This is a genomic window from Bacillus sp. V26, assembly GCF_034296245.1.
In the GTDB taxonomy this organism is placed as follows: domain Bacteria; phylum Bacillota; class Bacilli; order Bacillales; family Bacillaceae; genus Bacillus; species Bacillus halotolerans.
Map to the genome: position 1 here is coordinate 786,417 of NZ_JAXKQF010000001.1, position 23,153 is coordinate 809,569.

The window sequence follows — 23,153 nt, forward strand, 5'->3', positions numbered from 1 at the left end:
CGATGAAAAAACAGCAATTTATTGATATGCAGGAGATGGGGATGTCGACGATCCCCAATCTTCTGCTGACCCATTATAAACAGCTTGGACTTAACGAAACAGAACTGATTCTGCTGTTGAAAATCAAAATGCATTTAGAAAAGGGATCTTATTTTCCTACACCGCATGAACTGCAGGAAGGCATGACGATTTCTGTTGAAGAATGCACAAACAGATTGCGTATGTTTATCCAAAAGGGATTTCTGTTTATTGAGGAAGGCGAAGACCAAAACGGCATCAAGTTTGAGAAATATTCACTCCAGCCTTTATGGGGCAAGCTCTATGAGTATATAGAGCTTGCACAGAATCAAACACAAGAAAGAAAAGCAGAAGGGGAACAAAGAAGCCTTTATACGATTTTTGAAGAAGAGTTTGCAAGACCGTTATCTCCTTTGGAGTGTGAAACGCTGGCCATTTGGCAGGATCAGGATCAGCATGATGCACAGCTGATTAAACACGCTTTAAAAGAGGCTGTATTATCAGGAAAACTCAGCTTCCGCTACATTGACCGGATTTTGTTTGAATGGAAGAAAAACGGGCTGAAAACAGTGGAACAGGCCAAAATCCACAGCCAAAAATTCCGGCGTGTTCAAACAAAACAGAATGAACCGCAAAAAGAGTATAAGAGGCAGGTTCCTTTTTACAATTGGCTTGAACAATAAAGTGAAAAGGTGACAATCGTGTTAAATCTAAAACAAATTGAATTCTGTTTAGAGAAGATAGGCGACATGTTTCCCCACGCGGAGTGTGAACTTGTTCATTCCAATCCTTTTGAATTAGTGGTGGCAGTCGCTTTATCTGCGCAATGTACAGATGCACTTGTAAACAGGGTGACCAAAACATTATTTCAAAAATATAAACGGCCGGAAGACTATTTATCTGTTTCTCTGGAAGAGCTTCAGCAGGATATCAAATCAATCGGTCTGTACCGTAATAAAGCAAAAAATATTCAAAAACTGAGTAAAATGATTATTGAAGATTATGGCGGAGAAGTACCGAAGGACCGTGATGAGCTTGTGAAACTCCCAGGAGTTGGCCGGAAGACCGCCAATGTTGTCGTATCTGTTGCCTTTGGCGTACCGGCCATTGCAGTGGATACACACGTCGAGAGGGTCAGCAAGCGTCTGGGAATCTGCCGGTGGAAGGATTCGGTGCTGGAAGTCGAAAAGACACTGATGCGCAAGGTTCCTAAAGAAGATTGGTCCGTTACCCATCATCGTCTCATATTCTTCGGAAGATACCACTGTAAGGCACAATCGCCGCGCTGTGCGGAATGTCCATTGTTTTCTCTGTGCAGAGAAGGGCAGAAGAGAGATAAAAAAGGGCTGGTGAAACGATGACAGCAGCGAATGAATTGTTAGCTTCTTATGAGCAATATTTGCGCAGTCTAGGACACATTGACTTCTCTGATATCAAGGAACCATTAAGGATTAATCCTTTGTATTTTGACTTCTGCGAGACCACGCAGGACATATTGCCATGGGAAAACAGCGGCAAGTACGTTCCGTATCTATTTCAAGTGTGGGAAGAAACAAAAGAATCACTTCTCCCTGTATTTCAAACAAGAAAGTCCAGATGCGACCAAAACGACATGCTTAAAGGTATTGTATGTTTACTGGCTTCATTTCATTGGACAGCGGGTGAGCGGGTGATATCGCTGAATTGGTCAGAACTGACAAAGAAATCTTTTCCGGCTAAGCCGATTAATTGGGATGAACGAGTGGAGTTCATTTTGCTGAAGCCGACCCAGTACCATTGCTTTATCCAGCTAGATGAACTTTTTACAGAAATGAAGAAGCATTTCTATAAGCATCACGCGATGAAACGATAAAACCTCCCCTAAAAAGGAGGTTTTTTTGTGCAGAAAAAAGCCACCACCTTTTAAAGGGTGATGGCTTTGTCTTTAATTCGTTTTTTCAGTTGATAATGAATTCGTTTGTGTATTGTCAGATGTATTTGTTTTGTTTTTATCTGGATTAGATCCTGATGAATCATCCGTTGAGTCACCATCTGACGCGTCCTCTTCTTTGCGGCCATTGTTATTGTTGCTGTTATCGTTAGATGGGTCTTGGTTGCTGTTGTCAGACGGGTTGGTGTTCGTGTTGTCTTGTTTTTTGTCTTGATCGTTTGTTGAATTATCTGTCTGATCTTGATCTGTCTGACTGTCATCTGTTTGAGAATCATCAGTTTGTGTGTCATCCTGAGTCTTCTCATCATCTTTATTTTCATCATCCGTTTGCTGCTGGTCTTCTTTATCTTCATCCTCTTCGGCTTTTGGCACTTCATAGGATGTCGACGCTGAACTTTTGCCATCATCACTGACGGCTGTCACTTCGAATTTGTATACAGAGCCTGGCTGTACGCCCGAAATGACTGCTTCTTTTGCAGAGCTGTTTTGAACTTCAGAGTAGCTGCCGCCATCAACAGATTGCTTAACAGCAAAGGTAGCATCTCCGTCGTACTTCCAGCTTAATGTCAATGATTGATTATCTTTATCATATTTCACACTTAAACCAGACAGTTTTGCTGTTTCTTCTTTCTCTTCTTTCTCATATGTTTTAGAAACAGTAGAAGGAGATGTACCTTTTACAAAGTACTCTGTGACCTTTTTATCGCTTGGCGTATTCGGCCCTGCCAGTTTTGCCGGATTAGAGCCTTTTTCCACAGTCGCTTCCACTACGCTATCAGGTTTTTCAAATGATCCGCTTCCGTCATCGACGTCGGCGATGAGCTGTGCAAATAGACGTTTTGCGACTTGCTGTTCCGTTTTATTTAAAGATTTTTTCCCTAACTTGTTTTGTGAATCTACACCTGTCCATACAGCAGCAGTGTACTGAGGTGTATACCCGACAAACCAGGAATCAGGCACACCGCCCGGGGCGATATTGTACTTTTGTATTGTATCTTCATTAAAGTTTGTTGTTCCTGTTTTACCGGCTACCTCGACTCCAGGTACTTGTGCAAGCTGTCCGGTACCTGTCTTAACAGCTGTTTTCAGCATATCTGTAATCATAAAGGCTGTATAATCGCTCATTGCTGACTTAGATTTCGGTGTTAAGTCAAGCTTTGTTCCATCGTTAAATTCAATAGACTTCACAAAATGCGGTTCATTATACGTTCCGTTATTTCCAAATGCGCTGTATGCTCCTGCCATTGTCAGAGAAGAGACACCCGGGTTGTCATCTCCGAATCCTCCGATAGAATACGATTCATACACTTTTTCCTTATTTAAACCGAGTCCCAATCCGTTAGCAAAATCCACTGCAGCGTCTTTTCCGACTGCTTGGAATGCTTTTAAAGCTGGGATATTACGGGACTGTGCCAGTGCTTCCCGCATGGACATAGGCCCTTTATATCGACGGTCAAAGTCGCGGATAGGTGTTCCATCTGAATACGTATAAGCTGAGTCATCAATTTGCTCGTAAGTGGACCATTTTTTATTTTCAATAACTGGTCCGTAGTCTAGGATTGGTTTTATGGTAGAACCAGGCTGAGTTTTTGCTTGAGTGGCATAGTTGAAGCCCCCAACTGTTGAGTTTCTTCCGGAACCGATTGCCCGGACTTCACCAGTTTTTGTGTCAAGAAGCGAAACGCCGCCTTGCATTCCTTCAGTAAATCCGACAGTCTCCCCATCCATTAATTCATCTAAAGTGTCTTGTGCTTTTGTATCCAGTGTTGTATAGATCTTTAATCCGTCAGCAGATGGATCGACATCAGATTTTTCATCTATTTCTTTCATGACTTCATCGACAAACGCGCTGTATTTGTTTGAATTTGTTTTTTCATATTCCTTCTGTGAAACAACGCCTTCATCTTTCATCGCCACTTTTTTAGCTTTAGTATATTGAGAATCAGAAATAAATCCTTGCTTTTTCATCAGGCTGAGTACAATGTTCCGTCTTTTTTCCGCTTTATCAGGGTTTTTAACCGGATTGTACGCTGTAGGGCTTTGCGGCATACCCGCAAGTGTCGCAGCCTGTTCCACAGTCAATTTGCTTAAATCAGTGACGCCGAAAAATTCTTCCGCCGCTTTTCCGATTCCGTAAGCTCTAGGAGAAAAATAAATCCGGTTTAAATACATTTCTAAAATTTCATCTTTAGAGTAATTGCGCTCCAGCTGAATTGAAAGCCACACTTCCTGTACCTTCCGTTTCAGCGTCTTTTGATGGGACAGAAGGGAGTTCTTAACGACCTGCTGGGTTATCGTACTTCCGCCTTCAGCTCCGAAGCCGTCTTTAAAGTTGGCGACAAGGGCACCTCCGATACGGACAGGGTCAATCCCGTGATGTTCGTAAAAACGTGCGTCCTCTGTCGCGATAAAGGCTTCTTTTACAACATCAGGTATTTCATCTATCGAGACGTAGGTTCGCTTTTCGGCACCGACTTCTGCGACTTCTTTTCCATTTTTATCATAAATAGTTGAAGAATAAGGCGTCTTCAATTTGTTTTCGTTCAGTGATGGCGCATCTGAAACCATGACGGCAAATGTTACGGCGCCGCCGACTACCCCAAGGATAAACAGAATGAGTAAAGTGAATAGCGTCTTTTTAAACAAACCGCCTTTTTTTCGTTTCTTGCCTTTTTTCGGTGAAGGATTCGACTTGCTGTTCGCTTTACGTCGAGCTTCACGACTCGTAAATTGATCTGACATAACATCTCAACCTTTCGTTAATCAACCTTTCGCACTAGATGATGGCGAAAAATAAAGCTGCTCAATAATACTAATATAATCAATTCTTGGCGCGTATCCAAGAGAAATCGGATAAGCTGCTTCCTCTAACTCATCTTTTCGAATTGATTTTCTGCCGTTTTTTTCTTTTCTTTCCCAGAAATAAAACAGCCTATCGGCTTCTAAAAAATAAACCTGGCCGAAAGCGGATATAATAACAAAACAAATACCGTCTTGAGCCGTTACCTGCTTCATATGCTCAATTTGATGGTCATGGAAATTCTGCAGGGGGAAAGAGGTTTTGTTTTTTGTCTCTTTCGCCTCAAAGTCAATGTACCGCCCTTTATAAATTCCGTTATAATCTGTTGTCGATGATTGTTTAAAATAGGCTTCTTTTATGACTGCAGCGCTTCTTTTTGGATAATGGACATTTACAATTTGAACAGGTGTCGGCTTTTTGTGTATCACGGCAATTTGGTTTGTCAGATAATACTTATTCGTTTCGTTTAAGTCATCTTCGAGGGTCATTCCGCGATTACTGTAAGATGGCGCTCTTTTATGACTGTTTTGGGATGAAACCGGATGTTTCGGCTGAAACGTTTTTCCGTTAGGATACCGAATCACTTTCTCATCCTCCTTATTAAACTATTAGTGACGGAAGTGAATGAACGTGCAAGAACAACAGGCCATCAGAAAGCTTCTTCGCCGGATTGAGCGGCAGACGGCAGTCAAAAACGCCGATAATATTTCAAGAACGAATGCTTATAAAGCATTCTATGACCGTCATCCGGAAATTAAATGGTCGCTCTTAGCTTCCTTCGTTTCACGCAATGCCGGCTGGTCAATGACTGATTTAAAGGGCAGTCTGTTTCAGCTTGGTCTGCGTGAGTCACAGCAAAGGTGGTTCTTTTTGGCCTACGAGAGAGCGAATTGGCTCATCTTTTCAGATGCCTATCCGCAGCTTCTTTTGTACCACTGGTCTGTAAAAATCGGGAAGCCCCTGTTCAACTATCTGCAATTGTTTGGCGTATCACAATTTATGACAGAAGAGTGGATCCGGTTTTGGCATGAACGAAACACGGAGCGGCTCATGTATGCTCTCATTATAAATGAACAAAACACTATCCAAACACCTATTATACAAAATCCTTCGTTCAAAAAGAACGTTTTTGGCACGATTCCTTTTTATTTAAGTGACTGGTTTCATTTCAACACCGTTATTTTTCCTTCTTCAGACGGCATTCTTTACGGTATTTCGGCCAAGCGTTTTTCTAAAACCGAAGAAAGGATAAGGCTCGGAAAACAGCTGTCACAATTGCTGTTCAGTCCGGAACTGTTTTCCTCTTTTTATGACTTTTTGCACACAGTGCCGCATACAGGCTCCCGTTTTGATATGGAAAAATTGATCGGAATCACAAAAAGGACATCTCCTATGCTAAGGACATGCTACCCTGAATTAACTCACTCATTAGACGGAAAGAAAACAGATTGGTTTCATGGAAAGATAAAGAAAGGCCTCTTTGCGCGGGAGGCATTGCCGCGGCAGATAGAATTGACTGACTGGTATGTAAACAAAAAACGTCAGCTGCATGCGCTCTTTGCGGTGGAGCATTGGCTGAAGAAATAAAAGAAGCAAGGAATTTCCTTGCTTCTTACGTAGAAGGACGGTTCGGGCCGCCTAGTTTTTTATCTAAAGAATCAACTGCTTTTGATTCCGTCTTTTTTTGCTGGCCGGCTTTTTTCGGTCTAGATTTCATACGGCACCTCCTCACAAGTATCGTGTGCATTAAGCGTGAGGATCATACAATTTTTGCGTGTCTTTTTGTCGAAAACTTCAGCTTTTCGTGGAATACCTGTTTGTTTGGCGATTTGCTTCTAGTTTTGTCATGCGGAAGGATTGCGCCGTACGAGCAAAGAATTTAACCGGGAGAGAAGAGTAAAGGGAGGAACACAAATGTCCGGTTACGTAAGCAAGACAGATATTCTCCGAATGCTTTCTGATATAGAAACTGAAATAAACTGTGCTGAACAGAGCCTTAGCCGTTCTATAGATGTATTCGAGGCTGAAATGCGTGAAACGGAGGACGAGCGTTTGAGTGTTCTGGAAGAAGAAATCATGGATCTTCATATATGTATAAACGAGCTGTACCGATCCCCTCAAGAGAGGTATGCTGTGGACAAGGTATACCGTACCGGCTGAATTTATGAGCAAAATTTGGTACGATAAGCTTTGAGGTGAAGGATGTTGCAACCACAAACATTGCTGAAAGTTACCGAGCAGATGATTGAAGCCGCTGAAACAGGTGCTGCACGATATCTGGAAGGGAAAGAAAATAACCATTCGTACGATTTTTTTGAGACGATAAAGCCTGCTGTGGAGGAGAATGATGCCCTGGCAGCTCACTGGGCGGAAGGGGCGCTTGAATTTATAAAGGCTCGCCGCCCGAAATATGTGCATGCTGAGCAGATAGAGACCGCAAAAGATAATTTCCTGGAATTGATTCTTCAATCATATGTTCATCATATTCATAAAAAGCGATTCAAAGACATCACTGAATCAGTCATTTACACATTGCAGACAGTGAAGGATGAAATTGCAAGTGAAGACAGCCAATAAAGGCTGTCTTCATTTTTATTATAGGGGGCCGGACATTAACTCAGCTCATATGCCGGGCTTTCTGCTCCATTTGCTTCCAGAACCTTCATACTGTTACGAAATTCAGTTGCGTTGAGGTGTCCTTGAATATAGAGGAACTTGGCAAAGTCCATCAGTTTATTCACACAGTCTGTTTCATATTTCTTCATTTCTGCAAAACGTTTGCTTAAGTATGATACGTTCATTATGGTGCATCCCCTCTCATCTGTATTGAAAATATGATATCATAATGATTCGACTTTTTTCTGTTTTTAAAAAATTTAAACTTTCGACACAATTTGACAAACACGCTTGATGGCATCAGACACAAACAAAAGAAATGATTCATACATATATAGGAGAGAAACTGTTGAGTCTAGGGGGGAAATCGCAATGAAAAGAAGACCTCAAAACGATCCTCGGCAATTGGGTTATTATTATCCTCAGCAAGTGCAGGGATATTATCAGCAGAATGCGCCTGTTCATTCTGAACAGTACGTTCCGCAGCATTACGGACAACAGGAGTTTTATCAGCCGTATATTCCGCCTCAGTCTATGCCTATGCAGCCGCCGGTATTTCCTAATCCTTATCCTATTCCGAGACCGAATCAGCAGCAGCCTTCACAGGTTCAAAGTATTATGTCACAATTCAAAAAAGCGAACGGGCAGTTTGACTTTAATAAAATGATGGATACGACAGGCCAAGTCATGAGTGCCATGAATCAAGTCGGCTCATTAATAAAGGGGTTTACCAGCTTTTTCAAATAACAGAAGCATGAATGAATCAAATCATTCATGCTTATTTGTTGGGAAGAAAAGCGTCATTGTCTGCTCACTCCATGACGTTACCATTTCTTCCTGGTGTACCTCATAAGGCAGCTGTACGGTTCTTGTCATGCTTGTTAATGTGGAGGCGTTTTGCTCCTTCTGTTTTTCCTGAAGCGTTACATGGAGGTACCGGGACTTAATGTCGATGAGAATCTCGCCGTCTCGAAACGTTGCTGGAATTGTGATATCAACATACAGCCCGTCATCACTTTCTCTGACGTCTATCGTTGTCTGTACATCTTTGAAACTAGAGCCGATCAAGTTTTGAAAACCATGTAAAAGATTTCCTAATGCAGAAGACTGAAACAGATGGTCCATTGCCTGATTGATGATCTCTTCTTTCTTAGACAATTCATTCTTTTTGTCATCTTTAAATTCCAAATGAGCCACCGCCTTTTTTTATCAGACTATGCGTTTGTGCCGGATGTTGTTATAAATTGAAGCGAAATTGAAAGTGTGGTTAAATAGGTGGTGAATGAAGGGATAACGTTGATGAATTGGAAGGGAGATAACACATTGCTGAAAAAATTATTCGGAATGGGAAAATCAGAGGAAAAAATTACGGAAGAGGTCATCTATTCTCCGGCAGACGGGACGGTAATGGATCTGACAGATGTGCCGGATCCTGTTTTTTCACAAAAAATGATGGGCGAAGGAATTGCAGTTGAACCCTCTAATGGTGAAATTGTTTCACCTGCTGAAGGTGAAGTGATTCAGCTGTTTCATACAAAACACGCCGTGGGCATCCGGACACGTTCGGGAATCGAGCTGTTAATTCACGTCGGATTAGAAACCGTAAATATGAATGGAGAAGGATTTACCGCTCATATTAAAGAAGGTGACAAAGTAAAGGTCGGCGACCCGCTCATCACGTGTGATTTGGAGTTAATAAAAGAAAAAGCGAGCAGCACAGTCATTCCAATCGTCATTATGAATGGGGAAGCTGTGGAAACAATAGAGCCTGCAGGCGAAAAGGCTGCACACAAAGGCGAAACAAAGCTGCTCACAATAAGAGCGAAATAAGCAGGGCGGATGCCTTGCTTTTTTGTTGTCCGATTGTATAAAATTTGCACCTAGCCATGCAAACAAATATTCGGTAAACTGTACTTGATAAAGAGGTGTAAAGAATGAAAAAGAAATCACTGACTGAACTCATTTCTGAATTGAAAGGAAATGAAAACGTTGTGAACTGGCATGAAATTGAGCCTCGTGAAGCAAGGACAAGTCCGATGCCTGAATGTATAGATGAGAGACTCAAAACAGCCCTTTCCAAAAGGGGAATTGATGCCTTATATACCCACCAATATGCCGCTTTTCAATATGTGCAAAAAGGTGAAAGCATTGTAACTGTAACGCCTACGGCATCCGGAAAAACATTATGCTATAACCTGCCTGTCCTGCAATCTACCGCTGAGGACGATACTAACCGGGCGTTATATTTATTTCCTACTAAAGCGCTGGCCCAGGATCAAAAAAGTGAACTCAATGAAATCATTGATGAGATGGGCATTGATATTAAAAGTTTTACATATGACGGAGATACATCTCCAGCGATCAGACAAAAAGTCAGAAAAGCAGGGCACATTGTGATTACAAACCCTGATATGCTCCACTCGGCAATTCTTCCGCATCATACAAAATGGGTGAGTCTGTTTGAAAATCTTAAATATATTGTGATAGACGAGCTGCACACGTATCGCGGTGTATTCGGAAGCCATGTGGCAAATGTAATCCGCCGGCTGAAACGGATCTGCCGGTTTTATGGAAGTGACCCGATCTTTATTTGTACCTCGGCAACGATCGCGAATCCAAAGGAATTGGGAGAGCAGCTGACCGGAAACTCAATGAGGCTGGTCGATGACAACGGTGCGCCAAGCGGACGGAAGCACTTTGTATTTTATAATCCTCCAATTGTTAATCAGCCGCTTAACATCAGAAAAAGCGCAACAGTAGAAGTAAACGAGCTGGCGAAAGAGTTCCTGAAGAACAAAGTGCAGACCATTGTTTTTGCCAGAAGCAGAGTCCGGGTGGAAATTATTTTAAGCCATATTCAAGAGCTTGTGAAAAAAGAGATCGGGACAAAGTCAATCAGAGGCTATCGGGGAGGCTATCTTCCGAAAGAGCGGAGAGAAATCGAAAGAGGGTTAAGAGAAGGCGAGATTTTAGGAGTTGTCAGTACGAATGCCTTAGAGCTTGGTGTTGATATCGGACAGCTGCAAGTGTGTGTGATGACGGGTTATCCTGGAAGTGTGGCAAGTGCATGGCAGCAGGCGGGACGAGCCGGCAGAAGGCACGGTGAGTCTTTGATTATCATGGTCGCCAATTCAACACCGATTGACCAGTATATTGTGCGCCATCCTGAATACTTCTTTAACCGTTCGCCGGAATCGGCAAGAATCAACCCAGAGAATCTAATTATTTTAGTTGATCACTTAAAATGCGCTTCTTATGAACTTCCTTTTAAAGCCGATGAAGAGTTTGGGCCGCTGGACGTCAGTGATATTCTCGAGTACCTTCAGGAAGAAGGTGTTCTGCACCGCAATGGGGAACGTTATCATTGGGCAAACGAATCGTTTCCTGCTTCCAATATCAGTCTGCGTTCGGCTTCACAAGAAAATGTGGTCATTGTCGATCAAACGGATATTGCGAATGTGAGAATCATCGGTGAAATGGATCGGTTTAGTGCGATGACGCTTCTTCATGATGAAGCGATTTATTTGCATGAAGGCGTGCAATTCCAAGTGGAAAAGCTTGATTGGGATCATAAAAAGGCTTATGTCAGAAGAGTTGATGTGGAATATTACACGGATGCCAATCTGGCAGTCCAGCTGAAGGTGCTGGAAATTGACAAAACAAAAGAGAGGAGCCGTACATCCCTACATTACGGCGATGTTACGGTAAATGCATTGCCCACTATTTTTAAAAAGATTAAGATGACTACTTTTGAAAATATCGGATCAGGCCCTATCCATTTACCGGAAGAAGAACTCCACACGAGTGCGGCTTGGCTTGAAATCAAAACAATTGATGAAGACATTGGAGAAAAGACACTCGAACAGCTGCTTCTCGGCATATCGAATGTTTTGCAGCATATTGTCCCTGTGTATATTATGTGTGACCGAAATGATGTCCATGTCGTTTCGCAAATCAAAGCTGCCCATACCGGTTTGCCAACGGTATTTTTGTATGACCATTATCCGGGCGGAATCGGCTTGGCAGAGGAAGTCTTTAAACGGTTTGCTGACATTAATGAAGCGGCTAAGCGGCTGATAAAACAATGTCCTTGTCAAGATGGCTGTCCGTCTTGTATAGGTACTGAAATAGAAGGAATAAAAGCCAAGGAACGAATTTTGCAGCTGTTGGACCAAATGTCATAAGGAAAGGAGGTTAGGCATGTCGTTAAAAGGAAAACTCCAGCGTATGAAAAAGCATATGGTGCTGGAGGAAGCAGAACACAAGATAGAAGAGAATGGGACCTCAGACATTCGCTCTGATATACCGTTTCTTAAAGAGTGGGAGGCTTATGGCGTGAAGCCTTTCTTCTTTGAGGATGAATACTGTCTGATCAGGGAAGTAGAATATCCGCTCTCCCATCGGCACGGACATTACTGTTTTTCCGAGCTTGATGAAGTCATCGCGTTATGGAATAAAAGCAGCCTGTCGCATACACTATCTGCAAAAGGATATGAAAACAACAGCCTCTTTTTCTTTGATACAGAAACAACAGGTCTTGGCGGTGGAGTTGGCAATACGATTTTTTTGCTCGGCCATGCAAGGGTATATAAAGATCGAGTGGTAATCAAACAGCATCTTCTGCCCAAACCGGGGAATGAAGTCGCCTTGTATCAGAGCTTTTTAAGCGAGGTTGATATTACTTCACTTGTTACCTACAACGGAAAAGCTTTTGATTGGCCGCAGGTAAAAACAAGGCATACACTGATTCGTGACAGAGTTCCGAAGCTCCCGGAATTCGGGCATTTTGACCTCTTGCATGGAGCAAGGCGTTTGTGGAAGCACAAAATGGAACGCGTGTCGCTTGGCTCAGTTGAAAAAGAAGAGCTCGGCGTACACAGAAAAGAAGACACCCCGGGCTATTTGGCGCCGATGCTGTACTTTCATTTTATTAAGGCACAGGAACCGGATCTTTTAAAGGGTGTGCTGCACCATAATGAGATGGATGTGCTGTCGTTAATTTCACTGTACATTCATATGTCAAAGAAAATTCTTTCCGCTTCTGATATGCCAAAAGAGCATGATGAAGCTTACGCAATGGCGAAATGGTTTATGGCCCATAAGGAAACAGGCCAAGCAGTCAATCAGCTTGAAAGACTTAAAGAAAAGTCATTTGAAAATAAAGACAGAGCCCTTTTAGATTTATCAATGCTGTACAAAAAACAAAACCGCCTAGAAGATGCAGTCCCGCTTTGGGAGAAACTATCTCAGTCTCAGCACCAAAAATGCAGGTACACTTCAGCGATAGAGCTTGCGAAATATTTTGAGCATAAGAAAAAGGAATTCGGGAAAGCTTTACATACAGCTGAACAATTACTTGCCGATGAGGCGTCCTTATCAGAAAAAGAAACGGAAAATCTGCACGTGAGAATTGCCCGTCTGAAGAGGAAATATTCCTCTTAAATATTCCCCGGGAAAGCGCAAAAGACGACTTCTTTCGCCATGAAATTTTTTTGCTGAATTCACATCGATTTTGTTGTAGAATACCAGCGAATCCTGTAAAATGACGTTAGTTATTTTTAAAGGGAGAGTTGGTATGTATAAGGGTGTTTTTTATTTGTTCTTCGTCGTTGTGTTTTTGATTGCTTTCGTATTTTCAAACTTTAAAGACAGCTTAATTGCACACTTTTAAAATAGGTCTTTGCATCAGAACATGTACCCCCTATTTTTCATAGCTTAGTATTGTAATAAAGTTTATGGAAAGGGGATTTTAAATCATGCATCACTGCAGACCGCACATGATGGCGCCGATTGTCCATCCTACTCATTGCTGTGAACACCATACGTTTTCAAAAACAATCGTGCCGCACATTCACCCACAGCACACAACAAACGTAAATCACCAGCATTTCCAGCACGTTCACTACTTTCCACACACTTTCTCAAATGTTGATCCGGCTACGCATCAGCATTTTCAAGCAGGAAGACCTTGTTGCGACTACTAGTATGGAAACGTGCAGCTTGATGGTGTAAACCAACGCAGCACATCAAATGGGGCCCAATGGGAGCCCCATTTTTTAAAGCAGGTGAAAAGATGAAAGTATTGGCAATAACAGGATATAAACCGTTTGAACTCGGGATATTTAAACAGGATGACAAGGCGCTGTATTACATAAAAAAAGCCATTAAGAACCGGCTGATTGCTTTTTTGGATGAAGGATTAGAATGGATTTTAATTTCAGGGCAGCTTGGAACAGAACTCTGGTCGGCCGAAGTTGCATATGATTTGCAGGAAGAATACCCTGACTTAAAGGTTGCTGTCATCACACCATTTTACGAGCAGGAAAAGAACTGGAAAGAGCCGAATAAGGAACTGTATGAAGCTGTTCTGGCCCAGGCGGACTACGAGGAAAGCCTGACTCATCGTCCGTATGAAAGCCCGCTTCAGTTCAAACAAAAAAATCAGTTCTTCATTGATAAGTCTGACGCGCTTATGCTTTTATATGACTCTGAAATGGCAGGTTCCCCAAAGTATATGCTTGAGACAGCGGAAAAAAGACGCGAACAGGATGGCTATCCGATCTACTTTATCACAATGGATGATCTGAGAGTGACAGTAGAGGAAGACAGCTTCTCATAACAAAGAAAGAGAAATTTGACAATCGTACAGATTTCTGAAAAAATATAAGATGATGATTCACGATACGAGGTGAAAAAGATGCTTGCTGATAAAGTAAAGCTTTCTGCGAAAGACATTTTGGAAAAAGAATTTAAAACAGGCGTTAGAGGTTACAAACAAGAAGACGTTGACAAATTTTTAGATATGATCATTAAGGATTATGAAACCTTCCATCAAGAAATTGAAGAACTGCAGCAGGAAAATTTGCAGCTGAAAAAACAGCTTGAAGAAGCCAGCAAAAAACAGCCAGTGCAATCAAACACAACAAACTTTGATATCTTAAAACGGCTGTCTAACTTAGAAAAGCATGTTTTTGGCAGCAAGCTTTATGATTGATCTGCGCTTGAAAAAAATGGCGCTTGTAAATGACAATCAATTGTTATATAATAATTCATGTTCTTAACGTTCGGGTAATCGCTGCAGATCTTGAATCTGTAGAGGAAAGTCCATGCTCGCACGGTGCTGAGATGCCCGTAGTGTTCGTGCCTAGCGAAGTCATAAGCTAGGGCAGCCTTGATAGGCTGACGGCAGGAAAAAAGCCTACGTCCTTTGGATATGGCTGAGTATCCTTGAAAGTGCCACAGTGACGAAGTCTCACTAGAAATGGTGAGAGTGGAACGCGGTAAACCCCTCGAGCGAGAAACCCAAATTTTGGTAGGGGAACCTTCTTGACGGAATTCAACGGAGAGAAGGACAGAATGCTTTCTGTAGATAGATGATTGCCGCCTGAGTACGAGGTGATAAGCCGATTGCAGTACGATGGAACAAAACATGGCTTACAGAACGTTAGACCACTTAAATTAAATGATGAAATCAAGCTCTCCCGTATAAGGAGAGCTTTTATCTTGATGAGAGAAAAGTTTTAAAAGACAGGGTGATACGATGAAGAAGTATACACTAATTGCAACAGCGCCGATGGGCATTGAAGCTGTAGTTGCAAAAGAAGTTCGTGATTTAGGATATGAATGCAAGGTTGATAACGGAAAAGTTATCTTTGAAGGAGATGCGCTTGCGATTTGCCGTGCGAATCTTTGGCTGAGAACGGCGGACCGCGTAAAAGTTCAGGTTGCTACATTTCAAGCAAAAACATTTGATGAGCTGTTTGAAAAAACGAAAGCGGTTAACTGGCGTTCATTTATACCGGAGAACGGGAAATTCCCTGTCATCGGTAAATCCGTTAAATCAACACTTGCAAGCGTTCCCGACTGTCAGCGGATCGTCAAAAAAGCGATTGTTGAAAAGCTGAAGCTGCAGTCCGGCAAAGCCAATGACTGGATCGAAGAAACAGGCGCCGAATATAAGGTGGAAATTTCTTTATTGAAAGATCAGGCGGTTATTACACTTGATACGTCAGGGACAGGCCTCCACAAACGGGGATACCGCGTGGATCAGGGAGGCGCGCCCATTAAAGAAACGCTTGCTGCCGCTTTGGTGCAATTAACAAATTGGACTCCGGACCGTCCATTTGTCGATCCTTTTTGCGGTTCCGGAACGATCGCGATTGAAGCCGCATTAATCGGCCAAAATATCGCCCCGGGATTTAACCGCGATTTTGTCTCAGAGGATTGGGAGTGGATCGGTAAAGATCTGTGGGACAAAGCACGTCTTGAAGTCGAAGAAAAGGCAAACTATGATCAGCCGCTTACGATTTTCGCCAGTGACGTAGATCACCGCATGGTGCAAATCGCAAAAGAAAATGCAGAGGAAGCGGGACTGAGCGAATTAATCGAATTTAAACAAATGCAGGTAAAGGACTTCACTACAAAACTTGAGTTTGGCGTGATTGTCGGAAACCCGCCGTACGGAGAACGTCTCGGAGAGAAAAAAGCTGTGGAACAAATGTACAAAGAAATGGGACAGGCGTTCGACCCGCTTGATACGTGGTCTGTGTATATGCTGACTTCAAATGAAAATTTTGAGGAAGCATATGGAAGAAAAGCGACGAAGAAACGAAAGCTCTTTAATGGATTTATTAAAACGGATTACTATCAGTACTGGTCTAAAGTAAGACCTCAGCGTAATAAAACGGAACACGCATAAAAAGAAGACGCTCTGGATGCGTCTTCTTTCATCTTTCAGCCATATTCTATCGTTACCAACGGTGCGCTTTCGCGTTACTTCTTAATATAATGTTGGTTTGGGACATTTCGGTGTGACCGTTTACTTGAGACTTAGAACGTTTAGGCCGCGTCCAATTGTGATGAAACAGTTCAGAATGCTGATCTAATCGGTCTTTATAACTCATGTTAACATCACTCCCTGATAGAATATTGTTGATAAGATGGATAGTCCATGACGGAGTATCGGATGTAGTTTGTGCACATTTCAGTGATAACATGCGGAAAGCATGTATATAAAATGAAAAGTTCGCATACAATGATGATTATTTCAATTAGAGGTGATCTCATGCTGAACAGCGAACATTTTAATCTCATTCAAAGGGCGCTTGACGCAACCGCAAACGAGCTGAAGGAGCTCAGAGCTGATGATGCGTCTCCGTCTGTGATTTCACATGCGCAAAATAATTTAGAAAAAGCGGTGGAACATATTCATTCAACAGACCATCCTTTTTTATCCTCGCATGTGATCAACCGAAAGTAAGTCACAAAAAGCTTGGCACTGCCAAGTTTTTTTATTGTATTCAGCGGCGGGAAATGATAATATTGATGGTCTGAATGCCGAATAGTTGGGGGTTGGAACTGGGTGACAACATCACGTTTGCCTTTTTCTTTAACGAAAACAAAGAATTTTTATGAAGAATTGAACAATTGGATTGGTGACGTGTTTTACGATATTCTTCCCGAAAAAGGGTTTGATCTTCGAGATGAGCAAGTGTTCATGGCTTTTCAGCTGGAACGGGCGTTTAAAGAGAAAAAAGTCATGTTTGCCGAAGCCGGAGTAGGAACGGGGAAAACACTTGTTTACCTTCTTTTTGCGATCAGCTATGCAAGATATGTCGGAAAACCCGCCATTATCGCTTGTGCTGATGAAACGCTAATCGAACAGCTTGTGAAAAAAGAGGGAGACATTTCGAAGCTGGCTGAACATTTGGATCTTAAGATTGACACAAGGCTATCGAAATCACATGAGCAGTATCTATGCTTGAAAAAGCTTGAAAAAACAATGCAGCGATCTGATGATGAAAAGTGGCTTGATCTTTATGAAGCTTTACCGTCATTTGTCCATGAGTCACAGGCCATGCAGCGGTTTTATCCGTATGGTGACCGAAAGCAATACGCAAACCTTTCGAATGAAGAATGGTCGCAAGTAAGCTACGACTCGTTTCAAGATTGCCTGACATGTGATATGAGACATAGATGCGGCTTGACGCTATCAAGAGATTATTATCGCAAGTCAACAGACTTGATCATTTGTTCTCATGATTTCTATATGGAGCATGTATGGACGGAAGAATCGCGCAAACGGGAGGGACAGCTGCCGCTCTTGCCTGATCATAGTGCGGTTGTATTTGATGAAGGGCATCTGTTAGAGTTTGCTGCGCAAAAAGCGTTAACGTACAGAGTCAAGCAATCAACTCTCGAATTATTTTTAGAACGTTTGCTTCAAAATGACATTAGAGAAGAATTTGCTGAATTGATAGAAGACGCACTTGCTGCAAACGACGAATTTTTCTATGTTCTTTCTGAAGAATCAAGAGAAGTTGCCGGGTCGCACCGTTTGGAAATAAAAAATGATCAGCGTGTCAAAAAGGCGGCGGACGAGCTGTGCCGTTTGCTTGATAAAATTGGTGAAGCACTCGTATTTGAGTCAGAAATGTACACCATTGATCAATACGAGCTGTCAGTCGTAGAGGAATACGTTGAGCAAATGGCGTATTCACTATCTTTATATCAAAAGGATGCGATCAGCTGGCTGGAGCAAAAGGAAGCGGAATCCACTTTTGTCGTGATGCCGAGAACAGTAGCAGAAGTGCTTGGCGAGAAAGTGTTTTCAAAGAAAATTCCGTATATCTTTTCTTCTGCAACGCTGTCAGAAGGCGGTTCGTTTGACTATATTGCGGACAGTCTGGGGATTCACGATTACTTATCGTTAACGGTTGATTCTCCTTATGATTATGACGAACAAATGACCGTTACCCTTTATGGGAAAACAGAAATGAGCGCAGAACAAAAAACAGCTCAAACAATAGAGACAATTAAGCACTATAAAGGCAGAACGCTGGTGCTCTTCCCGTCTTTTGAGGAATTAAACGAGTTTAAGGAGCTCGCAGCTGCTTGGGAGCTGCCGTATCCGATTTACTTTGAAGGCGACGAGGAAATCAGCAGCTTAGTAGAAAAATTCCAAGGGGAAGAGAAAACGGTTTTATGTTCAGTTCACCTATGGGAAGGGCTTGATATTCCTGGTGACGCATTGAAGAATGTCACGATCTGGTCATTGCCGTTTCCGCCTCATGACCCTGTATTTACGGCAAAACGCAACAGTGCGAGAAAAGACCCGTTTGAAGAGGTTGACCTTCCGTATATGCTGTTGAGAGTGCGGCAGGGGATTGGCCGTCTGATTCGCTCAAATCAAGACAGCGGCTCGATTCATATTTATGCGGGCGGAGAAAATGAACGCATCATTGATGAGGTGAAAAAGGTCTTACCTGTTGAACCGCATATGATGTAATCACAAAAAAGCTGATGATCCATGATCATCAGCTTTTTCATTTTGTCAGCGCGCAAGCCAGCCGCCGTCTACTGCTAAAATATGTCCATTGACATAATCAGAAGCGCGAGATGCAAGAAAAACAGCCGTCCCGCCGATATCATCAGCTTTGCCCCAGCGGCCGGCAGGAATCCTTTTTAAAATGTCTTCATTTCGCTTTTCATCATCCCGGATAGGCTGTGTATTGGCAGTTGAAATATAGCCAGGCGCTATCGCGTTAACTTGTACGCCGGAAGCGGCCCACTCATTTGCAAACGATTTTGTTAAACCAGCAACGGCATGTTTGCTTGCTGTATAGGCTGGAACAAGAATGCCGCCTTGAAAAGAGAGAAGAGAGGCAATATTGATTACCTTTCCATGACCTCTTTTCAGCATGTGTCTGCCCGCTAGCTGGGTCAGGATAAACAAGCTGTTTAGGTTCACATTCAGCACGTTATGCCAGTTCTCTTCAGCGAAAGTGTCCGCTTTTTCCCGGTGAATAATCCCGGCGTTATTGACAAGGATGTCGATTTGCTGTGTTTCAAACAGTTCAGCCGCTGTATCCTTTATTGCATCAGGCTTACTCATATCCAATGTAAAGGTGGTGAATGTGCGGCCTTCTTGTTCCACAAGCTGCTGTGTTTCAGAGAGGCTGCTTTTATGTGATGTGCCGATAATATCAGCACCGGCGCCTGCCAGCGCTTTGGCGATTCCTTGGCCGATTCCCGTACCCGGCCCTGTCACCAGTGCCGTTTTTCCTTCTAATGAAAATGCCTCTTGCAGATAACTCATCTTATTTCAGCCCATCCATCGGCACAAGATCCATGTCCGTAAATGTGTAGTTTTCACCAGCCATCGCCCACACAAAACTGTAGTTAGATGTTCCTGCGCCAGAATGAATGGACCAGGCAGGAGAAAGGACAGCCTGCTCGTTTCCGACGACAAGGTGGCGTGTTTCATCCGGCTGACCCATGAAGTGAAAAACCTTCGAATCCTTCTCAAGATCAAGGTAGAGATAAGCCTCCATCCGGCGATCATGGACGTGTGCCGGCATGGTGTTCCAGTTATTGTTTTCGTCTAGCATCGTGATCCCCATCATCAGCTGACAGCTTTGAATGCCATCTTGATGAATGACTTTGTACAGGCTTCTTACATTTGATGCTGCTGCGTCACCGAGCCGGTCCGGTGTCAGTTCAGAAAGAGCGGCTTTTTGCGTCGGATAGCTTTGATGCGCGCCCGAGGAGACGAAGTAAAACTTTGCTGTTTCTCCGTTTAGGCTTTTAAATGCTACATCCCGATTGCCCATCCCGATATATAGAAAATCCTTTGTTTGAAGCACATATTCATCATCGCCAACTTTAACCGCACCAGGCTGGCCGACGTTAATAATACCGATTTCACGCCGTTCTAGAAAAAAGTCCGTTTTAAGAAAGTCTCCGGCATCAAGCTTCAGTTCGCTCTGTCCGGGTGCTGCACCGCCGATCACAACGCGGTCTTCATGGGAGTAATACATGGTCAGCTTATTTTCCGTAAATAACGTATCCATTAAAAAATGACTGCGAAGCTCCTCGGTTGTAAAGCGTTTTACTTGTTCAGGGTGTACAGAGTAACGATTTTCCATTGGATTTCCCCCTTGGTTAGGATTTCAGCATCACTTGAATGAAATTTTTTGGTAACGGTTTCAAAGAAAATTTTAGGATAAATAGAGAAAAGAGTCAACGGAAATTTTGTGAATAAGCACATTATTAAAAAAATACTTTTCAATTTTAAAAAATATGGTATTCTTGTGTTGTAACGGTTTTGAAATCGGTTTCAAATTATAAGACGATACAGGAGCACTTGAATGAAAAAGAAAACAACAGGCCATATCACCATCAAAGACGTAGCTGAATTTGCAGGAGTATCAAAATCCACCGTTTCTCGTTATATTAACGGCAAAATTGACGCGATTTCTCCTGAAAAGGTAAAAAACATAAAAAAGGCAATCACTGAATTGAATTATCGGCCGAGTAAAATGGCACAAGGCTTGAAAATAAAAAAAAGCAAATTAATCGGATTTGTTGTAGCAGACATTACAAATCCCTTTTCAGTCGCAGCATTTAGGGGAGTAGAAGAGGTTTGTGATCAATATGGCTACAGCATAATGGTGTGCAACACTGATAACAGTCCTGAAAAAGAGCGGGAAATGCTGCTAAAGCTCGAAGCACATTCTGTAGAAGGGCTGATTTTGAATGCAACCGGGGAAAACAAGGATATTTTATATTCTTTTGCCGAACAGCAGGTGCCGACAGTATTAATTGACCGCAAATTGCCGGATCTGAAACTGGATACCGTAACGACTGACAACAGAAGGATAACTGAAGAGATCCTTCAGCAGATTTACAGCAAAGGGTACACAGATGTCGCGCTGTTTACCGAACCGATTGCATCCATCAGCCCCCGGGCGGAAAGAGCGGCTGTTTATCAGGAGATTGCTGCGGTGCGAAATGTGAATGGACTCAGGCGAATGTATGAAATTGACGTCAAAGACAAAGAGCAGCTTGAGAAGGCGCTGCGCTCTTTTATGAATGAGATGCCTGAGCAAAAAAAAGCGATTCTTGCTTTAAATGGGTTGATTATGCTAAAAATTATTAGCTGTATGGAAGAAATAGGGCTGCGCATTCCCGAAGATACAGGGATTGCCGGATTCGATGATACGGAATGGTATAAACTCATCGGCCCGGGCATTACAACAATCGCCCAGCCGTCACATGATATGGGCAAGACGGCGATGGAACGCGTATTAAAAAGGATTGAAGGTGACGAGGGAGCGCCTCAAACCATCGAATTAGAGGCAAAAGTCATCATGAGAAAGTCACTTTAATCCAAGGTGCCCTCAAACTAAGGGGAGGTTGGGAAATGAAGCTTGATGCGATTACTTTTGGCGAATCGATGGCCATGTTTTACGCAAATGAGTACGGAGGCCTTCATGAAGCTTCCACATTCTCAAAAGGACTGGCCGGGGCAGAAAGCAATGTGGCTTGCGGCCTGGCCAGACTTGGCTTTCAAATGGGCTGGATGAGCAAAGTCGGCAATGATCAGCTCGGAACATTTATTCTTCAGGAGCTGAAAAAAGAGGGAGTGGATGTGTCTCGCGTGATCCGGTCTCAGGATGGCAATCCAACGGGGCTGCTGCTAAAGTCCAAAGTGAAAGAAGGCGATCCTGAGGTAACCTATTACAGGAAGAACTCGGCTGCAAGCACTTTAACAGCTGCTGAATATCCAAGAGACTATTTTCAAAGCGCAGACCATCTGCATGTTACAGGTATTCCCCCGGCTTTGTCCGCCGATTTGAAAGAATTCGCCTATTATGTGATGAAAGACATGAAACAGGCTGGAAAAACCATCTCATTAGATCCTAACCTAAGACCCGCACTTTGGCCCGATCAAGCAACAATGGCACATACGATTAATGATTTGGCGGGACTTGCGGATTGGTTCTTCCCTGGAATCGCAGAGGGAGAGCTATTGACTGGTGAAAAAACGCCTGAAGGCATTGCAGATTTTTATCTGAAAAAAGGTGTCAGCTTTGTCGCTATTAAACTTGGAAAAGAAGGCGCTTACTTTAAATCAAAGGAAAGTGAAGGATATACAGAAGGCTTCCGGGTTGATCAGGTTGTTGACACAGTCGGCGCCGGAGACGGATTTGCTGTCGGCGTCATCAGCGGAATTCTTGATGGCTTGCCGTACAAGGATGCAGTGCAAAGGGGTAATGCGATCGGCGCATTGCAAGTTCAGGCACCGGGGGACATGGACGGTCTGCCGACAAGGGAAAAATTAGCCGCATTTCTATCTGCTCAAAGAACAGTTCACCACAAGAAAGGGGATTGTTAATATGGAGTCCAATGTAGTAGAAAACCGTCTGAAAGAAGCCAGGCTGATTGCAGTCATTCGTTCAAAGGATAAACAGCGTGCCTGTCAGCAAATTGAGAGTTTGATAGATAAAGGGATTCGGGCAATTGAAGTCACTTATACGACACCTGGAGCTTCTGCTATTATTGAGTCCTACAGAAATCGGGAAGATGTCTTAATCGGAGCGGGCACGGTCATCACTGCGCAGCAGGCGGGAGAAGCTGCGGAAGCAGGAGCACAATTTATTGTCAGTCCGGGTTTTTCAACAGATCTTGCTGAACACCTATTGTTTATGAAGACGCATTATATCCCTGGCGTACTGACACCGAGCGAAATTATGAAAGCGTTGACATGCGGATTCACTACATTAAAGCTGTTTCCAAGCGGTGTATTCGGCATTTCTTTTATGAAAAATTTAGCGGGCCCTTTTCCGCAGGTTACTTTTATACCGACTGGCGGAATCCATCCGTCTGAGGTTCCGGAATGGCTCAAGGCAGGGGCAGGTGCCGTCGGAGTCGGTAGCCAGCTGGAAAGCTGTTCAAAAGAGGATTTACAGGCTGTTTTCCAAGTGTAGCCACATAAGGGGTATTGTT

The 23,153-nt window shown here is 43.0% G+C and carries 28 protein-coding genes and 1 other RNA gene; 21 read left to right on the top strand and 8 right to left on the bottom strand.

Translation table 11 applies throughout. The features are described 5' to 3' along the window. The first annotated feature begins 2 nt into the window (after positions 1 to 2). The 3 genes from dnaD to UJ203_RS04340 are packed head-to-tail and all read left to right on the top strand — an operon-like array spanning position 3 to position 1,870. Positions 3 to 701, top strand: coding sequence for a DNA replication protein DnaD (gene dnaD, locus UJ203_RS04330; protein ID WP_095713168.1), 699 nt, complete (start codon positions 3 to 5; stop codon positions 699 to 701). Positions 702 to 719: 18 nt separating this feature from the next. Beyond that, on the top strand, positions 720 to 1,379 hold the full coding sequence (nth, locus tag UJ203_RS04335; RefSeq protein ID WP_105954965.1) for an endonuclease III: 660 nt from the start codon (positions 720 to 722) through the stop codon (positions 1,377 to 1,379). After that, a complete protein-coding gene (locus tag UJ203_RS04340) occupies positions 1,376 to 1,870 on the top strand; it encodes a YpoC family protein (protein ID WP_105954966.1) in 495 nt (164 codons plus the stop codon). Before nth ends, UJ203_RS04340 begins: the two co-directional genes overlap by 4 nt. 72 nt (positions 1,871 to 1,942) lie before the next feature. On the opposite strand, the gene UJ203_RS04345 is transcribed toward UJ203_RS04340, so the two are convergent. Further along, positions 1,943 to 4,690: a PBP1A family penicillin-binding protein gene (locus UJ203_RS04345; RefSeq protein ID WP_322008684.1), complete on the bottom strand. Its 2,748-nt coding sequence runs from the start codon at positions 4,688 to 4,690 to the stop codon at positions 1,943 to 1,945. Between the two features lie 21 nt (positions 4,691 to 4,711). Next, complete coding sequence (recU, locus tag UJ203_RS04350; protein WP_044155259.1) at positions 4,712 to 5,332, bottom strand: Holliday junction resolvase RecU; 621 nt, start codon at positions 5,330 to 5,332, stop codon at positions 4,712 to 4,714. Between the two features lie 40 nt (positions 5,333 to 5,372). On the opposite strand from recU, the gene UJ203_RS04355 reads away from it, so the two are divergent. Next, the gene (locus UJ203_RS04355; RefSeq protein ID WP_322008685.1) at positions 5,373 to 6,335 is read left to right on the top strand and encodes a DUF2515 domain-containing protein; all 963 of its coding nucleotides are present in this window, start codon (positions 5,373 to 5,375) and stop codon (positions 6,333 to 6,335) included. Between the two features lie 25 nt (positions 6,336 to 6,360). On the opposite strand, the gene sspM is transcribed toward UJ203_RS04355, so the two are convergent. After that, entirely contained in the window at positions 6,361 to 6,465 is a 105-nt protein-coding gene (gene sspM, locus UJ203_RS04360) for an acid-soluble spore protein SspM (protein ID WP_010334703.1), read from the bottom strand. A gap of 197 nt (positions 6,466 to 6,662) precedes the next feature. On the opposite strand from sspM, the gene UJ203_RS04365 reads away from it, so the two are divergent. Next, entirely contained in the window at positions 6,663 to 6,908 is a 246-nt protein-coding gene (locus UJ203_RS04365; protein ID WP_322008686.1) for a DUF5446 family protein, read from the top strand. A 45-nt stretch (positions 6,909 to 6,953) separates the two neighbouring features. After that, positions 6,954 to 7,325 (top strand): YppE family protein, encoded by a 372-nt coding sequence (locus UJ203_RS04370; protein ID WP_322008687.1) that lies wholly within the window; start codon positions 6,954 to 6,956, stop codon positions 7,323 to 7,325. Positions 7,326 to 7,360: 35 nt separating this feature from the next. Here the strand turns inward: UJ203_RS04370 and UJ203_RS04375 are convergent, their stop codons facing one another. Next, entirely contained in the window at positions 7,361 to 7,549 is a 189-nt protein-coding gene (locus UJ203_RS04375) for a YppF family protein (protein ID WP_105991748.1), read from the bottom strand. Positions 7,550 to 7,736: 187 nt separating this feature from the next. Between UJ203_RS04375 and UJ203_RS04380 the strand changes: the two genes are divergently transcribed. Beyond that, positions 7,737 to 8,111: a YppG family protein gene (locus UJ203_RS04380; protein WP_024121828.1), complete on the top strand. Its 375-nt coding sequence runs from the start codon at positions 7,737 to 7,739 to the stop codon at positions 8,109 to 8,111. Positions 8,112 to 8,132: 21 nt separating this feature from the next. On the opposite strand, the gene UJ203_RS04385 is transcribed toward UJ203_RS04380, so the two are convergent. Continuing rightward, positions 8,133 to 8,552 (bottom strand): Hsp20/alpha crystallin family protein, encoded by a 420-nt coding sequence (locus UJ203_RS04385; RefSeq protein WP_322008688.1) that lies wholly within the window; start codon positions 8,550 to 8,552, stop codon positions 8,133 to 8,135. Positions 8,553 to 8,687: 135 nt separating this feature from the next. Between UJ203_RS04385 and UJ203_RS04390 the strand changes: the two genes are divergently transcribed. The 9 genes from UJ203_RS04390 to UJ203_RS04430 all read left to right on the top strand — a co-directional run bounded on the left by UJ203_RS04390 (position 8,688) and on the right by UJ203_RS04430 (position 16,062). After that, positions 8,688 to 9,194 (top strand): PTS glucose transporter subunit IIA, encoded by a 507-nt coding sequence (locus UJ203_RS04390; RefSeq protein ID WP_044155315.1) that lies wholly within the window; start codon positions 8,688 to 8,690, stop codon positions 9,192 to 9,194. Between the two features lie 104 nt (positions 9,195 to 9,298). Next, complete coding sequence (gene mrfA / locus UJ203_RS04395) at positions 9,299 to 11,548, top strand: ATP-dependent helicase MrfA (RefSeq protein WP_322008689.1); 2,250 nt, start codon at positions 9,299 to 9,301, stop codon at positions 11,546 to 11,548. Between the two features lie 16 nt (positions 11,549 to 11,564). Continuing rightward, a complete protein-coding gene (locus tag UJ203_RS04400) occupies positions 11,565 to 12,806 on the top strand; it encodes a ribonuclease H-like domain-containing protein (RefSeq protein ID WP_322008690.1) in 1,242 nt (413 codons plus the stop codon). 100 nt (positions 12,807 to 12,906) lie between these two features. Next, positions 12,907 to 13,035: a hypothetical protein gene (locus tag UJ203_RS04405; protein WP_003230707.1), complete on the top strand. Its 129-nt coding sequence runs from the start codon at positions 12,907 to 12,909 to the stop codon at positions 13,033 to 13,035. 85 nt (positions 13,036 to 13,120) lie between these two features. Continuing rightward, positions 13,121 to 13,348, top strand: coding sequence for a spore coat protein CotD (gene cotD, locus UJ203_RS04410; protein ID WP_081638329.1), 228 nt, complete (start codon positions 13,121 to 13,123; stop codon positions 13,346 to 13,348). An 89-nt stretch (positions 13,349 to 13,437) separates the two neighbouring features. Then, the gene (locus tag UJ203_RS04415) at positions 13,438 to 13,983 is read left to right on the top strand and encodes a DUF1273 domain-containing protein (RefSeq protein WP_024121823.1); all 546 of its coding nucleotides are present in this window, start codon (positions 13,438 to 13,440) and stop codon (positions 13,981 to 13,983) included. Between the two features lie 78 nt (positions 13,984 to 14,061). After that, entirely contained in the window at positions 14,062 to 14,358 is a 297-nt protein-coding gene (gene gpsB / locus UJ203_RS04420; RefSeq protein WP_010334692.1) for a cell division regulator GpsB, read from the top strand. 66 nt (positions 14,359 to 14,424) lie between these two features. Continuing rightward, positions 14,425 to 14,806: RNase P RNA component class B (rnpB, locus tag UJ203_RS04425), an RNA gene on the top strand. Positions 14,807 to 14,904: 98 nt separating this feature from the next. After that, on the top strand, positions 14,905 to 16,062 hold the full coding sequence (locus UJ203_RS04430; RefSeq protein WP_322008691.1) for a class I SAM-dependent RNA methyltransferase: 1,158 nt from the start codon (positions 14,905 to 14,907) through the stop codon (positions 16,060 to 16,062). Between the two features lie 52 nt (positions 16,063 to 16,114). Here the strand turns inward: UJ203_RS04430 and UJ203_RS04435 are convergent, their stop codons facing one another. After that, on the bottom strand, positions 16,115 to 16,267 hold the full coding sequence (locus UJ203_RS04435; protein ID WP_003153548.1) for a YpzG family protein: 153 nt from the start codon (positions 16,265 to 16,267) through the stop codon (positions 16,115 to 16,117). Between the two features lie 161 nt (positions 16,268 to 16,428). Here UJ203_RS04435 and UJ203_RS04440 point away from each other — a divergent pair, with 161 nt between their 5' ends. Continuing rightward, the gene (locus UJ203_RS04440; protein WP_024121821.1) at positions 16,429 to 16,623 is read left to right on the top strand and encodes a hypothetical protein; all 195 of its coding nucleotides are present in this window, start codon (positions 16,429 to 16,431) and stop codon (positions 16,621 to 16,623) included. 102 nt (positions 16,624 to 16,725) lie between these two features. Next, positions 16,726 to 18,651 (top strand): ATP-dependent DNA helicase, encoded by a 1,926-nt coding sequence (locus tag UJ203_RS04445; protein WP_322008692.1) that lies wholly within the window; start codon positions 16,726 to 16,728, stop codon positions 18,649 to 18,651. Positions 18,652 to 18,696: 45 nt separating this feature from the next. On the opposite strand, the gene kduD is transcribed toward UJ203_RS04445, so the two are convergent. Next, positions 18,697 to 19,461: a 2-dehydro-3-deoxy-D-gluconate 5-dehydrogenase KduD gene (gene kduD / locus UJ203_RS04450; RefSeq protein ID WP_095713151.1), complete on the bottom strand. Its 765-nt coding sequence runs from the start codon at positions 19,459 to 19,461 to the stop codon at positions 18,697 to 18,699. Between the two features lies 1 nt (position 19,462). Beyond that, positions 19,463 to 20,290: a 5-dehydro-4-deoxy-D-glucuronate isomerase gene (gene kduI, locus UJ203_RS04455; RefSeq protein WP_024121818.1), complete on the bottom strand. Its 828-nt coding sequence runs from the start codon at positions 20,288 to 20,290 to the stop codon at positions 19,463 to 19,465. 222 nt (positions 20,291 to 20,512) lie between these two features. Between kduI and UJ203_RS04460 the strand changes: the two genes are divergently transcribed. From UJ203_RS04460 to eda, 3 genes are read left to right on the top strand one after another with little or no spacing between them, the layout of a single operon-like run. Continuing rightward, on the top strand, positions 20,513 to 21,532 hold the full coding sequence (locus UJ203_RS04460; protein WP_105954977.1) for a LacI family DNA-binding transcriptional regulator: 1,020 nt from the start codon (positions 20,513 to 20,515) through the stop codon (positions 21,530 to 21,532). 35 nt (positions 21,533 to 21,567) lie between these two features. Beyond that, positions 21,568 to 22,542 carry a 2-dehydro-3-deoxygluconokinase gene (gene kdgK / locus UJ203_RS04465; protein ID WP_322008693.1) on the top strand — a complete coding sequence of 325 codons (975 nt, stop codon included), beginning with the start codon at positions 21,568 to 21,570 and terminating at the stop codon, positions 22,540 to 22,542. A gap of 1 nt (position 22,543) precedes the next feature. Further along, positions 22,544 to 23,134: a bifunctional 4-hydroxy-2-oxoglutarate aldolase/2-dehydro-3-deoxy-phosphogluconate aldolase gene (eda, locus tag UJ203_RS04470; protein WP_322008694.1), complete on the top strand. Its 591-nt coding sequence runs from the start codon at positions 22,544 to 22,546 to the stop codon at positions 23,132 to 23,134. Positions 23,135 to 23,153: the final 19 nt, after the last annotated feature.